This is a genomic window from Polycladidibacter hongkongensis (assembly GCF_001561995.1).
Lineage (GTDB): Bacteria > Pseudomonadota > Alphaproteobacteria > Rhizobiales > Stappiaceae > Pseudovibrio > Pseudovibrio hongkongensis.
Window position 1 is genome coordinate 1 of sequence record NZ_LLWC01000015.1, and the last position, 13797, is coordinate 13797.

At 54.3% G+C, this 13797-nt stretch carries 9 protein-coding genes and 1 pseudogene; 4 read left to right on the forward strand and 6 right to left on the reverse strand.

The window, feature by feature from the left end; genetic code table 11:
• Positions 1-240: 240 nt before the first annotated feature.
• The 5 genes and pseudogenes from AYK82_RS06290 to AYK82_RS06310 all read right to left on the reverse strand — a co-directional run bounded on the left by AYK82_RS06290 (position 241) and on the right by AYK82_RS06310 (position 8788).
• A pseudogene (locus AYK82_RS06290) lies at positions 241-1373 on the reverse strand (IS256 family transposase).
• 291 nt (positions 1374-1664) lie between these two features.
• Positions 1665-5054 carry an error-prone DNA polymerase gene (locus AYK82_RS06295; protein ID WP_068312838.1) on the reverse strand — a complete coding sequence of 1130 codons (3390 nt, stop codon included), beginning with the start codon at positions 5052-5054 and terminating at the stop codon, positions 1665-1667.
• On the reverse strand, positions 5054-6538 hold the full coding sequence (locus tag AYK82_RS06300) for a Y-family DNA polymerase (protein ID WP_244265720.1): 1485 nt from the start codon (positions 6536-6538) through the stop codon (positions 5054-5056). The genes AYK82_RS06295 and AYK82_RS06300 overlap by 1 nt, the downstream gene beginning before the upstream one ends.
• A gap of 16 nt (positions 6539-6554) precedes the next feature.
• Positions 6555-7502, reverse strand: coding sequence for an ImuA family protein (locus AYK82_RS18305; protein ID WP_068312840.1), 948 nt, complete (start codon positions 7500-7502; stop codon positions 6555-6557).
• A gap of 254 nt (positions 7503-7756) precedes the next feature.
• A complete protein-coding gene (locus tag AYK82_RS06310) occupies positions 7757-8788 on the reverse strand; it encodes a LacI family DNA-binding transcriptional regulator (protein WP_172795198.1) in 1032 nt (343 codons plus the stop codon).
• 240 nt (positions 8789-9028) lie between these two features.
• Here AYK82_RS06310 and AYK82_RS06315 point away from each other — a divergent pair, with 240 nt between their 5' ends.
• The 3 genes from AYK82_RS06315 (at position 9029) to panC (ending at position 11573) form a co-directional block, all read left to right on the forward strand.
• Positions 9029-9730, forward strand: a complete 702-nt coding sequence (locus AYK82_RS06315) for a FadR/GntR family transcriptional regulator (protein WP_068312850.1) — start codon at positions 9029-9031, stop codon at positions 9728-9730.
• 162 nt (positions 9731-9892) lie between these two features.
• Complete coding sequence (gene panB, locus AYK82_RS06320; RefSeq protein ID WP_068312852.1) at positions 9893-10705, forward strand: 3-methyl-2-oxobutanoate hydroxymethyltransferase; 813 nt, start codon at positions 9893-9895, stop codon at positions 10703-10705.
• A gap of 13 nt (positions 10706-10718) precedes the next feature.
• The gene (gene panC / locus AYK82_RS06325) at positions 10719-11573 is read left to right on the forward strand and encodes a pantoate--beta-alanine ligase (protein ID WP_068312853.1); all 855 of its coding nucleotides are present in this window, start codon (positions 10719-10721) and stop codon (positions 11571-11573) included.
• 50 nt (positions 11574-11623) lie between these two features.
• On the opposite strand, the gene AYK82_RS06330 is transcribed toward panC, so the two are convergent.
• Complete coding sequence (locus AYK82_RS06330; RefSeq protein WP_068312856.1) at positions 11624-12559, reverse strand: sugar kinase; 936 nt, start codon at positions 12557-12559, stop codon at positions 11624-11626.
• Between the two features lie 358 nt (positions 12560-12917).
• Here AYK82_RS06330 and nanQ point away from each other — a divergent pair, with 358 nt between their 5' ends.
• A complete protein-coding gene (gene nanQ / locus AYK82_RS06335) occupies positions 12918-13403 on the forward strand; it encodes an N-acetylneuraminate anomerase (protein WP_068312859.1) in 486 nt (161 codons plus the stop codon).
• The last annotated feature ends 394 nt before the right edge of the window (positions 13404-13797 follow it).

The window sequence follows — 13797 nt, forward strand, 5'->3', positions numbered from 1 at the left end:
TCGGAAGTGAAACGCCCCTGCGCCAATGGTACTTCGTCTTAAGACGCGGGAGAGTAGGGCGCCGCCGGACATGATAACCTCACACACACACACACTTCAAATTCAAACAAACACATAAAAAACCTCCCAAAATACAAACTAGCTTCATTCAGCAACGCACGTACAAACGGCAGCATGCGCGCATCGTTGTCTAAGTGCGCGCTAAATGGTAGTGTCAACAATCTTTCGCACTTTTAGTTTTCAGGCGACAGCTCCGGTTTGAAGTTCAGTACTCTCAAAGAGCGGCTTCATGTTCATGTGGCGTTTTGATGCCCATGTGGAGCCGCGATATGCCTTAACCTAGCGGCCGCCAGGTTAAGGCAGGGTTGTCCGTCTGGAAACGCGCCCACCACACGGGTTTGGCGGCGGATCTCTCTCATGATGCGTTCCAGCGGGTTATTGGTCCTGATCTTACGCCAGTGGCTATCCGGGAAGGCGTAGAAACTCAGCGTTTCATCAATATGCTCTTCAATCAGTTCAGCGGCTCTGGTCAGGCGCCTTGAGCGTAGCTCCGCAACCACTGTTCGTGCCTTTTCTTGTGCCGCTTTAAGGCTTTCCCTAGCATGGATTGCTTTGAGCATATGGCTCAACTCCCGGACCTTCGTGGAGGGCACATGGGAGAATACATTGCGGTAGAAGTGGACCATGCAGCGTTGCCAGCGGGCGTCGGGCAGGTATTCTGTGATGCTTTCCACTAGACCCCGTCAGGCATCGGAAATGATCAATTGCACGCCTGACAGGCCGCGATCCAAAAGGTGGCGCAGGAAGGACGACCAGCCGGATTTGTCTTCTTTTGCTCCCTCGCAAATACCAAGAATCACAGGGTATCCTTCTGAATTGACGGCAGACGCCACCAGTAGCGAGACATTGCGCACTTCACCGGCCCAAGTGCGTTTCATCACGATGCCATCCAGTTAAAGGTAAGGATGATCACCCTCAATGCGCCGATGACGCCATTCCTCGACTTTGGCATAAATCTTCTTGTTGAGGTTGGAAACCGTGCGGGGCGAGACCCGCGTGCCCCACAGGGCTTCCGTTATATCCTCCACGCGGCGCACGGAAACGCCGGCCAGATACATCTCACTAGGCGCCTCTTCAACCGAGCTGTCCCGGCGCTGATAGCGCTCAATGATCGCCGTCTCAAAAGCCTGCTTGCGCAGCTTGGGCATCTTCAGCTTAACAGGCCCCGCCTTAGTGTGAAGCGAGCGCTCATAACTGCCCGCGCGCGTAGCCTGACGCCCTTGGCTACGCTCATAACGGCCCGCGCCGCAAAGCCGGTCGGCTTCAGCATCCAGCAGCGTATTCAAGGCTTCCTCAACTGGGCCCCGAACCATCTCGCCAAGATGATCCTTGATCCGCGCTTAATCAATGCGGATGACATTATTCAATTCCTTCTTATGATCAGTCTCGTCCATAGTCAGATCCCCTCAACAAGTGTGAGTGGAACCGTCCTCAAAAGCAAATGTGCGAAAGATATTGTACGTTATCCGCTAAATAGCACCCGCACGCACAAAACTCCACGACCGCGCATAACGGCACGACCAAAATCAAATATTCAATGAGAAAACATAAAATCCTAGTGACTAAGCAAGCAATCTCAGACCAATACGCTTGACCCGTAACTGTCACATAAAATTGCGCCCCTTAGGCAAAACGGTGGTTTGCTCATTGGATTCCCGTCGATAATCTGCAAGCCGCAAATAATCTTGACTGAGTTCGGGTGTTTCTTTCACAGCAGCAGCTAAGCCACGGCCCGGCTTTATTTTCTCCGCCAACTCGATGAGCGGTGCACGGACTTCGTCCGCACGGGCAAGGGCCTCATGCAGCAATTTGGTGCCTCCCAAGCCTGCAAGTAGATTTGAGGCCTCTGAAATCTGCGTTGCAATGAGGTGAATTACCCCATCCTCCTTTTGCACCCGGCCTCGCACCTTAATGAAACGCGTTCCAATCACTTCTGCGCGGTATTTTTCAAAGCAACGTGGCCAGATAACCACGTTTGCGGTGCCGCTTTCATCTTCTAGTGTAAGAAAGATAACACCACTGGCTGTCCCTGGGCGCTGGCGCACGAGCACAAGCCCCGCCACCTCTACATAACTGCCATTAGCAGCGTTCCCAAGGTGGTCACAAGGTAGGATGCGCTGCTTGTTTAGATCAGCCCGTGCGAACTCTACAGGGTGTGCTCGCAAGGAAAGTTCAAGCTTGCGATAATCAAGCATGACTTGTTCCCCAAGTAGCATTGGTGGTAGCTGCGCATCCTGTTCTTCGCGTAAATCCCCATGCTGTGCGCTATCAAAGAGAGGGAGGCGCTGCGCCGAACTGCCCTCTTCTAACCCATGGGCAGCCCACAAGGCTCCTCGCCGTGCTAAGCCGATCGAGCGGAATGCGTCCGCCTCCGCCAGCCGTATGAGTACCGAGCGCGACAAGCCGGTGCGCAGCCAAAGGTCGCGCAAGGAATCGTAGCCATTACCACGCGCTTGAACAAGCCTATGCATGTCTTCTTGTGACAGGCCCTTAACCTGCCGAAAGCCAAGGCGTACCGCATGGGTTGCTTTTATTGTGGCCTGCATGTCGCTATGGCGCATATGGACACGCCGCCAGGCATAACCACCCGGCTCAAGTGTGCTATCCCAGTTAGACAGATTGATATCCACATCGCGCACATCCACACCATGCTCGCGCGCATCGCGAACAAGTTGCGCCGGGGCATAAAAGCCAAGCGGTTGTGCGTTCAACATGGCAGCTAAAAAGGCATCTGGATAACGCGCTTTCAGCCAGCAAGAAGCGTAGACGAGCAGTGCAAAGCTCGCTGCATGGCTCTCGGGAAAGCCGTATTCTCCAAAACCTTCAATCTGCTTGAAACAACGCTCGGCGAAGCTCTTTTCATAGCCCCGTGCCGTCATGCCCTCGATCATCTTGCGTTGAAATGTGCCAATTGTCCCCACGCGGCGGAAGGTTGCCATTGCACGGCGCAAACGATCAGCTTCAGCCGGTTCAAAGCCAGCTGCCACGATGGCGATCTGCATTGCTTGCTCTTGAAACAAGGGCACCCCAAGCGTGCGTTGCAGAACCTCTCTGAGCTCATCCTTGGGATAATGCACCATCTCCTTTTTCTGGCGGCGGCGTAAATAGGGATGCACCATATCGCCCTGAATAGGTCCGGGGCGTACAATTGCCACCTCGATGACCAGATCATAAAAATTTCGAGGCCGCAGTCTCGGTAACATGGTCATCTGCGCGCGGCTTTCAATCTGAAAAACCCCAAGCGTATCGGCACGGCAAATCATGTCATAAACCTCAGATTCTTCAGCAGGAATGCTCGCAAGGGCTAGAGATTTTCCATAGTGTGCGTGCAACAGATCCATGCCCTTGCGCAGTGCAGTGAGCATACCAAGCGCCAGTACGTCGATTTTCAACATGCCAATGGCTTCTAGATCATCCTTGTCCCACTCAATATGGGTGCGATCGGGCATGGCACCGTTCATAATGGGTACGCTCTCGTCAAGCCGCCTACGTGTTATGACAAACCCACCCACATGCTGGGATAAATGACGTGGGAAGCCGATCAGCTCCTGCGAGAGCTTAAGCACTTGCGCAATTACGGGATCGTTAGGGTAGAGTCCGGCCTCAGCGATATGCGTGGCCTTACCTCCCTTGCTGGAGCGGCCCCAGATAGTCTGGGCCATGGCACTTGCGGCATCTTGCGACAGGTTGAAGACTTTAGCCACCTCCCGCAGGGCCGAGCGTGAGCGATAGGTGATTACTGTTGCAGCAAGGCCCGCATGTTCGCGCCCATACTTCCTGTAGATGTACTGAATAACTTCCTCGCGCCGCTCATGCTCGAAGTCGACGTCAATATCCGGCGGCTCTTTGCGTTCTGGGGAAATAAAACGCTCAAAAAGCAAGTCAGCGCGCTTTGGGTCCACCTCGGTAATGCCGAGGCAGAAACACACCGCCGAGTTGGCTGCTGAGCCGCGCCCCTGACATAGAATCCCCTGTGATTTAGCATAGGCGACAATATCATGCACGGTGAGGAAATAGGGGGCGTACTCAAGAGTGCCAATGAGGTGCAGCTCGTGGCAGATGGCCTTGCGAACCTTATCCGGTACTTCCGCGCCATAACGTTCGCGCGCGCCAACCCACGCAAGGCGCGTTAACTCATCCTGTGCCGTAAGGCCAGAGGCATAGCGCTCCTGCGGATACTCGTAGCGCAGCTCATCAAGTGAGAACTCAATTTCATCGAGCAGCTTCTGGCTTTCTTGCACCGCCGGTGGGTAGGCTTGAAACAACTCTTGCATCTGCTCGGTATCTTTCAGATGGCGCTCGCTATTGGCCTCAAGTTGCTTGCCCGCACTTTGCAAAGTTGTATGGAGCCGAATACAGCTGAGCACATCTTGCAGGGGACGCCGTGCCGCCTCGTGATAAAGCACATCATTGCTGGCAAGCAATGGCACCGTGCAGCGATCTGAAAGCCTCAGCAAGCGCTCCAGCTTGCGGCGGTCTGCTTTGCCATAATCAAGCACAGCTGCAAGCCGCACAGCTTTGCCAAAACGGGCCTGTAAGTGTTCCAGCGGACGCTCTACCGCAGATCCCTCGCTAAGAAGCTGGGTAAAACTCGGTAATACTGCTAGCGACAGCCCTTCATGTAAGGCCAGTAAATCGTCAAGCCTTAGAAAGCACTGCCCCTTAGGTGCGCGCCTGTTTCCCGTGGAGAGCAATTGGCACAGTTGCCCGTAGCCCGCGCGGTTTTGCGGCCACACCACAATGTCTGGAGTATCATCTTGAAAGGCAAGCCGACACCCTGTCACCGCCCGCACCTTGGCCTCTCGGCATGCGACATGCAGCCGAACGATGCCAGCTAATGAATTTCGATCACATATACCGATCGCGGGCATTCCGAGTTTAGCCGCAGTAAACGCAAGTTCTTCGGGGTGAGAGGCACCGCGCAGAAAAGAAAAATTGCTGGCACAGCACATTTCAGAAAACTGTACCGATCCATAGTGTAAGGAGAGGGGCATCACCCGAAAACCCCCTGCAAAAACCAGCGTGGCTGCGGTCCGTTTTCTAAACCAAACACCCCTTCGCGAAACAGCCAGAAACGCCGTCCATCCTGATCCTCAATCCGAAAATAATCGCGCGCGCCGCTGTCCTCGCACCACCATGGTGGGCAGATGCGCTCTGGCCCCTCACTGCGTGCCACTTCATAAAGCGCTTTGCGCCAACGAAAGCGCAGTGGCGGTCCCTCTGGCACCATGGCCAGTGCTTCAACAGGCTCCGGTTGTTCAAGCAGGCGTAGGGGGCGCGTAAGTCCTGCCTCCGGCAAAGTGGCCTCAGCCCAAAAAGTTGCGCTCTCATGCACCAAAGCTGCCGGTGCAAGTTCAGAGGCCAATTCAGGCATATGGTTGTCACAGGGTAACATATGATTGATTGCATCCAGACCAAATCGTGCCCCTAAATTATCAATCAGCTCTGCCACCGCGCAGCTGGCCTGCAATCGGTTTTCATTGAGGGAGGTTTGAACAGCATTGCAAGCCTGCACTTGCATGGCTTGTAGGCGCAAGAGGTCATATCCATAGCCCGCCTCCAGTGCATCATGCAGGCTTTTTAGTTTCTCGCGAAACAACCGCACGACCAAGGCAGGGGTACGTACTGGGTTACCTGTGCCCACACGTACACGCCGCACTGCTCCATCCACGCGGAACAATGCAAGCTCGAACAGGCGCCCGCCTTCCCCCTTTTTCTCAAGTTGTGTTGCAAGTTGTTCACTGAGCTCTTCACAAACCAGCAAAATATCGTCTTCCCTTGAGATTGGATCGAAAAACCGCCGTTCGGTGACAAAGGCAGGCGGCGGGCGGCGCGGCGAAAGTGGTTCAGCAACAGCACCAAGAGCCTGATCATAGCGTTGCATCACGTCTTGGCCGTAGCGCCGGGTGAATGCAGCACGCTGCCTGCCATAAAGATCACCGATCTTGTTGAGGCCAACCTGTGCCATTCCATCCACAGCATCGGGGGCAATGCGCAGCAACGCCATCGGCAGTGGCGCCAAACGCTCCGCCTGTTTGCCGCGGGGAATAATCCCGCCGCCGTAATGGGCCAAGGCCCAAGCCGCACCGATTGTATCTGCAATGGCAACGGAGCTGTGAAAGCCTTGTGTGAGCAGGCGCTGCTGCATGTCCTCAAGCAGCGCCTCTTCACCGCCAAAAAGATGCGCACAACCGCTAATATCAAGTAGCAGACTGGCATCTTCCTTTCGCCAACCAAGGTGATGCAGACCCACCAAAGGCGTGTAGCGATCGCACCAGTCCGCCAAGCTTTCAAGTAGTGCTTGTTCGGCTTGGTGATCAGCTTCTTGGCACAACAATTCAGGAACACGTGCGCGTGCATCGGCCAGACCACTGCCCAGCAGAAGGCCCGCTGTTCGTGCTGGGGTATTCAAGCCACAAAGACGATAGGCATTCGCCTCTTGGTGATAGAGCGCCCGTGGACGCAATGCGGGGGGCAACTCCTGTGTCGCTTTGCTACGGCTGGCTGTGTCCGTAATCTCGTCCGCTAGGCGTTGGGCGTCGCAAAGCCACGACTTGCCCAGCTCCTGACGACACCATCGGTCGGTGCTGTGTTCGCTCAGCCAGAGGCACAGAATGCGTTGGTGTCCGGCTAACAAGTTTTGCTGCTGCATGGTTCCACTCCACGTCTTTTCGGCCACGGGTTCCTTGCCGGTTTTTGTCAACACATGCTTGCCAACTGGCATTTCCCAGCAAGGCACGCGGGCTATGCTGGTCACGATGGGGCATATGAGCCGGGCCTGCTGCACGCCCCTCGATCCACCATCGACTGAGAGCTGCACTGCTGCCCGGCGAGCTTGAGCCATGTGCAAGTAAAAAGAGCGGCACTCCGCTCCCTTGCGAGCGCAAACCTAGACGCCGAGATACAGTCAAGCTCAGCACCCGTTGTGCCTGTGCCACTTCGCCGACGACACCGGCAAGATCAGTGCACTGCAAGGCCTCTTCCAAGGCCCAGAACAGCTCCGCGCTTTGCTTTACCTGCACCAGAATGATCCGCCCGGGATCAATGCCAAATTCCAAAAGCCCCGGCCCATAGGGGAGACCAACTTCGCGGCTCACTGACCGCTCGCAAACCCAAACAACTTTTCCTGTTTTCTGCTTCATCTGTTGACACAAAACGGCGAGGGCGAAACCGCTTAACGCACCGCTTTGGCGCATCTGCTCCCCGTAGAACTCATGGATATTCCCAGAGGGCAAACCGCCATGCTGAAAAAAGCCATTGAGTGGCCCGAGCGACAAAGTGTTCGTCCTGTGCGCCTGATTTGTGCCAGTTGGAGGTGCCGGCCCCTGCGAGACAGCGGCGGGTGCAGAGACCGGCGGGGTCTGCAACGTCTCGGGAAGGCGCCCCTCAAGCGTTGCGAGCTGGTGGCGCAGTGTCTCAAGGATGGAGCGGTCTTTGGCCATGAGTTCCTGCGTATTGTTTCTGATATGTTCTTTTATTGTTCCTAATAAATTCCATTAGCGCTGACTTGAGTCAACCTAAAAAACTCGTGGAGTGACAGATAGGAGGCCTTCCGGCGCCAGTTTCTATCCCCATGCTTAATGGAGGTTTACCGCCATTTACGGTGATTCTCGGCAAGGTATTGAGCCCATCATCGTGTGAGCCCAAGTGAAAAGGCACTTGTGGGTTACTGTGAGTTTGTGTGCGCAACTTGCGCTTAGAGGGTCTCTTCCCTAAGGGCAAAAGTGGAATCGCGCACTACCAGTTTAGGTTTACGTCGTCTTCTGACTGGCACGCCTGTTTCACCGTTCAAACGGGCGATTAGTAAGGCCCCGACATCTTTGCCTAGCGCTTGTGCACTGGTCTCAACGGTGGTGAGTGAGGGCTGCCACATGGCTGAAACCTCAAGATTATCGAAACCAGCCAGTGCGATTTTTCGTGCGCCTATGCCCGCAATATCCCGCAGGGCAACACTGGCACCAATGGCCATAATATCATTATGGCAAAACAGGGCCGAGAACCCGAGATCTTGTTGCAGGAGCTTGCGCGCAGTCAACTCGCCACCTTCACGCGTTGGTTCACTGTGCAAGCTCACCACTTGCTCTGCGGGAATGCCTGCCTCGCTGAGTGCGGCAAGAAAGCCTGCCCCGCGAAGGCGAGCCGTGGTTGTCCCTTCAAGCCCGGCAATCATCGCAAAGCGGTGATGACCCAACTGCACCAGATGCTCCCCAACCAAATAGCCGCCGTGGAAATCGTCAATGCCGATAAAGTCGGCTGCCAGTCCCTCCACTTCACGCATCATGGTGATGCAGGGCAGTTGCCGTTGTACAATGGCGTCAAACTGCGTCGCCACACTTCGTGCTACCGGAGTAACAACCACACCAGCCACACCGTGGCCGATCAGTTCGCCCAAGAGTTGATCTTGCCGCTCAAGATCTTCCCCGATATTTGCGAGGATGGGCATATAGCCATGCGCAGACAGTTCCGCCTCCAAAGCGCTGGCAAACTCGGAATATAGCGGGTTGCTGAGATCCTGCACAAGTACGCCAACAAGATGCGAACGCCCAGAGCGCAGTTTTGCGGCGCTGTAATTGCGCACAAAACCCAGCTCTTTCATCGCTGTTTGTACGCGCTCGCGTGTTTGCTCGCTCATTCGCCCGGTGTTGTTGATCGCGTTAGAAACCGTTGCAACAGAAACTCCGGCTTGGCGGGCAATATCGGCAACAGTTATTTTTTTTGAATTAGGCACAATCAAAGATCCGGTCAAAACAAGTAAACTGGGGCTCAGCTTATCGGACTTGTTTATCAACCAGCATTGGCCAAGTCCAAACAATTGTGTGTTTGAAGGTGGCTTGCAACTCAATTTCTTAAATAAATCCCTAGGTTATCCTAGGGGGAACTACGAATTTGTTTCTTAGCCTATCAACCTTATTATAAAATACAAGGCTGCCGCATATTGATTGCAGTCAATGATAATAAGAGAGGCGCCATGGCCCGGCCCGCGAGCTTGAGCAATTCTGTTTATGAGCAGATCCGCCAAAGCATTGCCACAGGTGAGTTTCCAAAAGGGTTCAAATTGCCGACGGAAAGCACCTTGTGTCAACGTTATCATGTCTCCCGCCCGGTGGTCCGTACCGCCATGGAGCGACTGCGCGAGGATGGCGTGATCAATACCATCCGCGGCTCTGGTAGCTTTGTGCTGCAAGGGCAAGAGGCAGGCCATGAGGTCAAACCCGCAGCCGTAGATTTCACGATCACCAATATTGGCGACATCATGCAATGTCAGGAAACGCGCATGGCCTTTGAGGGGGAAATGGCAGCTCTGGCGGCCGAGCGCTGGCGCTCTTCCGATCTAGAGGCCATTCGCAGCGCCATGCAAACCATTCGCTCCTGTGGTGTCGAAAGCGGCGGTGATGTGGATGCGGACTTGCGCTTCCACAGGGCGATCGTCAAGGCAAGCCATAATCGATACGCGCTCACACTCTACGAAACCATGTTGCCGCAGATCACGCTTGGAATGAGTATTTCCAGCGGTCTCTACACAGCCTTGCCAGAGTTTGCCCAACGCCACGGCCTGCAGGAACATGAAGCCATTCTGGAGGCAATTGAAGCGCGTGATGCCACTCAAGCCAGAGAGGCAATGCGACGCCACATCTCTTTCACCAATGATTCAATTCAGGGCCGGGATTGAGCATCGCTTCACTAGTTTTCATAGAGCAACAAGCAGCGCCCTAAGAATTATTGGGGTGAACAGCCGGTGAGGGCTTTCCCTTACCGGCGTTTTTATGCAAAACAGCAGCAAACAAAAGCCACGCTGGCCTAGCGGCCATGGCAAGCAGCAAGGGAGTTCGCCGTGAGTGTATCCCGCCAAATCAAGGCCCTCACTCCACCAGATATCGCCGCGCAAAAAGGTCAAGCACCGATTGTTTGCCTCACGGCCTACACCACACCCATGGCGCAGCAACTAGACGAGCACTGCGATGTGGTGTTGGTTGGCGATAGTGTTGGCATGGTAATGCACGGCTTGCCTTCCACTTTGGAAGTCACGCTGGATATGATGGTGATGCACGGCAAAGCGGTGCGTCGCGGTCTTCAAAAGGCATTGCTGGTCGTAGATATGCCGTTTGGCAGCTATGAAGAAAGCCCGCAGCAGGCCTTCAAAAATGCGGCGCACCTGATGCGCGAGACCGGGTGTGCAGCCGTAAAGCTGGAAGGCGGCGTACATATGGCCGGCACCATCGAGTTTCTGGTGGCACGCGGTATCCCTGTTATGGCGCATATCGGCCTCACCCCGCAGGGCGTCAACGGCTTTGGCGGATACAAAGTGCAAGGGCGCGGAGCAGCAGCAGACAAGCTTCGCGCCGATGCAAAGGCGGTTGCAGCTGCCGGAGCTTTCGCTGTGGTCTTGGAAAAAGTGCCCGCCGAGCTGGCCGAGGATATCACCAAAGCGATCAGCATTCCCAGCATCGGCATTGGGGCATCTGCTGCCTGTGATGGCCAAATCCTTGTAGTCGATGACATGCTCGGAATTTTCACCCAGTTCAAACCGAAATTTGTGAAGCGCTACGCCCAGCTTGGTGAGCTGACCGGAGACGCAGTCAAGGCCTATGCCGAGGAGGTGCGCACGCGCGCATTCCCCGAGCCGCAGCACACATTTAAAAGTTAGAAGGGGGGGCGCCATGAGTTTTTCGGTTATCCGGCAACGGTGCGATTTGGCGCAGCGAGTGCAGGAGTGGAAGCAACAGGGCCACACGGTTGCTGTGGTTCCCACCATGGGGGCATTGCATTTAGGCCATATGGAATTGGTTGCAGCGGCCCTTCGCGACGCAGACCGCGTGATAGTTACACTGTTTGTGAACCCCAAACAGTTTAACGAGGCTACTGATTTACAAAACTACCCACGCACTGAGGCAGAAGATGCCGCCAAGGTGCAGGCTGCTGGCGCCCATATGCTCTATGTGCCTGATCTAGAAGAAATGTACCCGAAGGGTTTCGCCACCAATGTTTCGGTAAGTGGTGTCAGCGAAGGCCTATGCGGTGCACACCGGCCCGGCCACTTCGATGGGGTTGCAACGGTCGTAACCAAGCTGCTACTGCAAAGTGGAGCGAACAAAGCCTACTTTGGCGAAAAGGATTACCAGCAGCTGGCGGTTATCCGCCGTTTCGTGCGGGATCTGGATATCCCGGTGACTGTTCAGCCTGTGCCAACAGTGCGTGAGGCAGATGGGTTAGCCATGTCATCACGCAATGTCCATTTGAGCCCTGAGCAGCGCGCCGCAGCGCCAGCATTGATCGGGGCTATGCTGCACGCCGCACATTGTATTCAACAGGGTCAGCCAGTGGCCAAAGTTTTGGCTGATGCGCGAGAACAGATTTGCGCAGCAGGCTTTGCGGAGGTTGATTATCTGGAATTGCGCGCTGCGGATGACTTAACACCACTGAGCGAGCTTGACAGGGAAGGACGCCTGCTTGCTGCAGCGCGGCTTGGCGCCACGCGCCTTATCGACAATATCGCGGTGCCTCTGGCGCACTAAAGCTGCCAAGCAAGCGGAAAAAAGGCCGAAAAGATCGGCCTTTTTACTTTTTAGCTTTGAGCGCGCTCGGCCATAAAGGCCTCGACGCGTTCGCGCCGCGGGATAGGTGCGACCCCGCCATAGCCAAGCGTTGTCAGTGCTGCTGCTGCGTTAGCGTAGCGCAAGCAATCTGCCAGATCGTGCCCTGCAACGACATTGGCGAAAAAGGCACCGGAGAAACAATCACCTGCCCCAGTTGCATCCAGCGCCTCCACAGGGTTACCGGCTATACGCTCGCGCTTATTGGCAGTTGCATACATGGCACCTTCTTTACCCAGCTTCAAAATCACTGTTTTGGAACCAAGGTTGAGGTAGAAATCGCAGATTGCGTCTGGATCACTCAGGCCAGTTAGCAGCTCTGCCTCATCCACGCTTGGCATGATAAAATCGACATGCCGCGCCGTTTCGTGGATAACACCGCGAGCACGCTCCAGCCCCCAAAGGCGCAAGCGCAAGTTGGTGTCAAACGAAGTCAGCGTATCGCCAGCCTTGGCGATCTCGATGGCTTTGAACACCGCATCCGAAGAGCTTGCGCTGATGGCATGCGTGATCGCGGTTGTGTGCAGCAGTTTTGCTGCCTTGATGGCCGCGGCAGGCAGTTGCTCCGGCCCGATTAAAGCAGCAGCTGAGCCTTTACGCGCAAAGGTAAAGTGATGACCATCTTCATTATGCGTTACAAAGTAAATACCGGTAGGGGCATCGGCATTGCGCTGGACCAACTCGGTCGACACGCCCTCACGCTCCCACAGTTTGATAAACTCGTCACCAAATACATCGCTGCCCAAGTGCGAAAGCATGGCAACCTTCGCTCCTTGGCGCGCTGCAGAGCAGGCGAAGTTGGACGCATCGCCGCCAAAGCCGCTGAGATAGTCAGGCCCTTCTGCTACCTCTTTGACCTGATTAAATTCGTAAAGAGGTTCACCAAAACTGATGATATCTGCACTCATGTGTGTCCTCAATAATCTGTCATAACTGGTTGGCCGTTATCGCGTAGGGGGGAGGCAACGCCAACCACAACGGGGGTCACAAACCTGACAAGTCAGGTGGAACGGTATTTTTCGCAGGATTTACAAGGAGAAAAACTAAGGGATTGCTTGAAAAACTGCGTAAAATATCTGCTACAGGCTAACGCCCCTATCTGTCTAGTTCCAAACGCCAGAAAAACCTAATTCAGCATGCGATTTTTGCGCGCATATTGCATATCTAAACAACAGCGCGACAAAAAATGGGAGCATCAGGCTATACTCAGCATCAACGCTCCAAGTTTACGCTAGAGTATGCAACACAACGAATAAGGAATAACCCATGCTTCACGGAAACCTTGCCTCGCTCTCTACTGTCTCTTTTATCAATGCAAAACTGGAGGTGATTATAAACGCTGCAAAGGCGATTCTTGCACAAAATCCGCCAGCAGGCCGTTACCCAATCGAGGGGGAGGAGGATGCATTTATGCTGGTTGTAGAAGCAGCAACCGAGCCAAGAGAGCAACGTAAGGCGGAGTTTCATCGGACCTATGCTGACATCCAGATCCTACTCGAAGGCGAGGAAACCATTGATTACGGCCTCACCCCGCCGAAGGATTTGATTGAAGACGAACTTGAGGCCAAAGACTACGCCTTGAGTAAGACAATCGACAACGAACAGGCCATAACCCTAGCGCCCTTCGATTTTGCTATCTTCTATCCAGGTGAGCCACATCGGCCGTTGGTGGCAATCACGCAGCCTCAGGCAATCAAAAAAGCGATTATCAAAGTGAAGGCAGATTTGCTTTCCGGAACAAGCCCCGCCTAAGGCACTAGCGCCACGCTCGGGTGGGCTGCCTAATAGGCTACCCGAGCAGCGCGACTTACTCTCTTCCTTAATGGGGGCGCCCGATCACGTCATGCGATAGTAAATCAAGCTGTACACTCAAAGCTAAACGCAAACACAATCAATACGCCTCCACAAAAGATGGAAATATGCGTGATAAAGTAACAATTCGCACGAATTTATGGAAATATTTATTGATTTTGACTAAATAAGCGAAATTGACCTAGTTATTTTGCGTATGAAACTAACAAAAGGTGACAGGTATTCTGCTTGGGAGCCTGCTTTATTGTGTGATTTTGTTAGGAAATTTTGGTGAAGTCTTATTCATTAAAACTATGACTGCATGAACTAGTATGATAAATAACCTCAGGTTGAT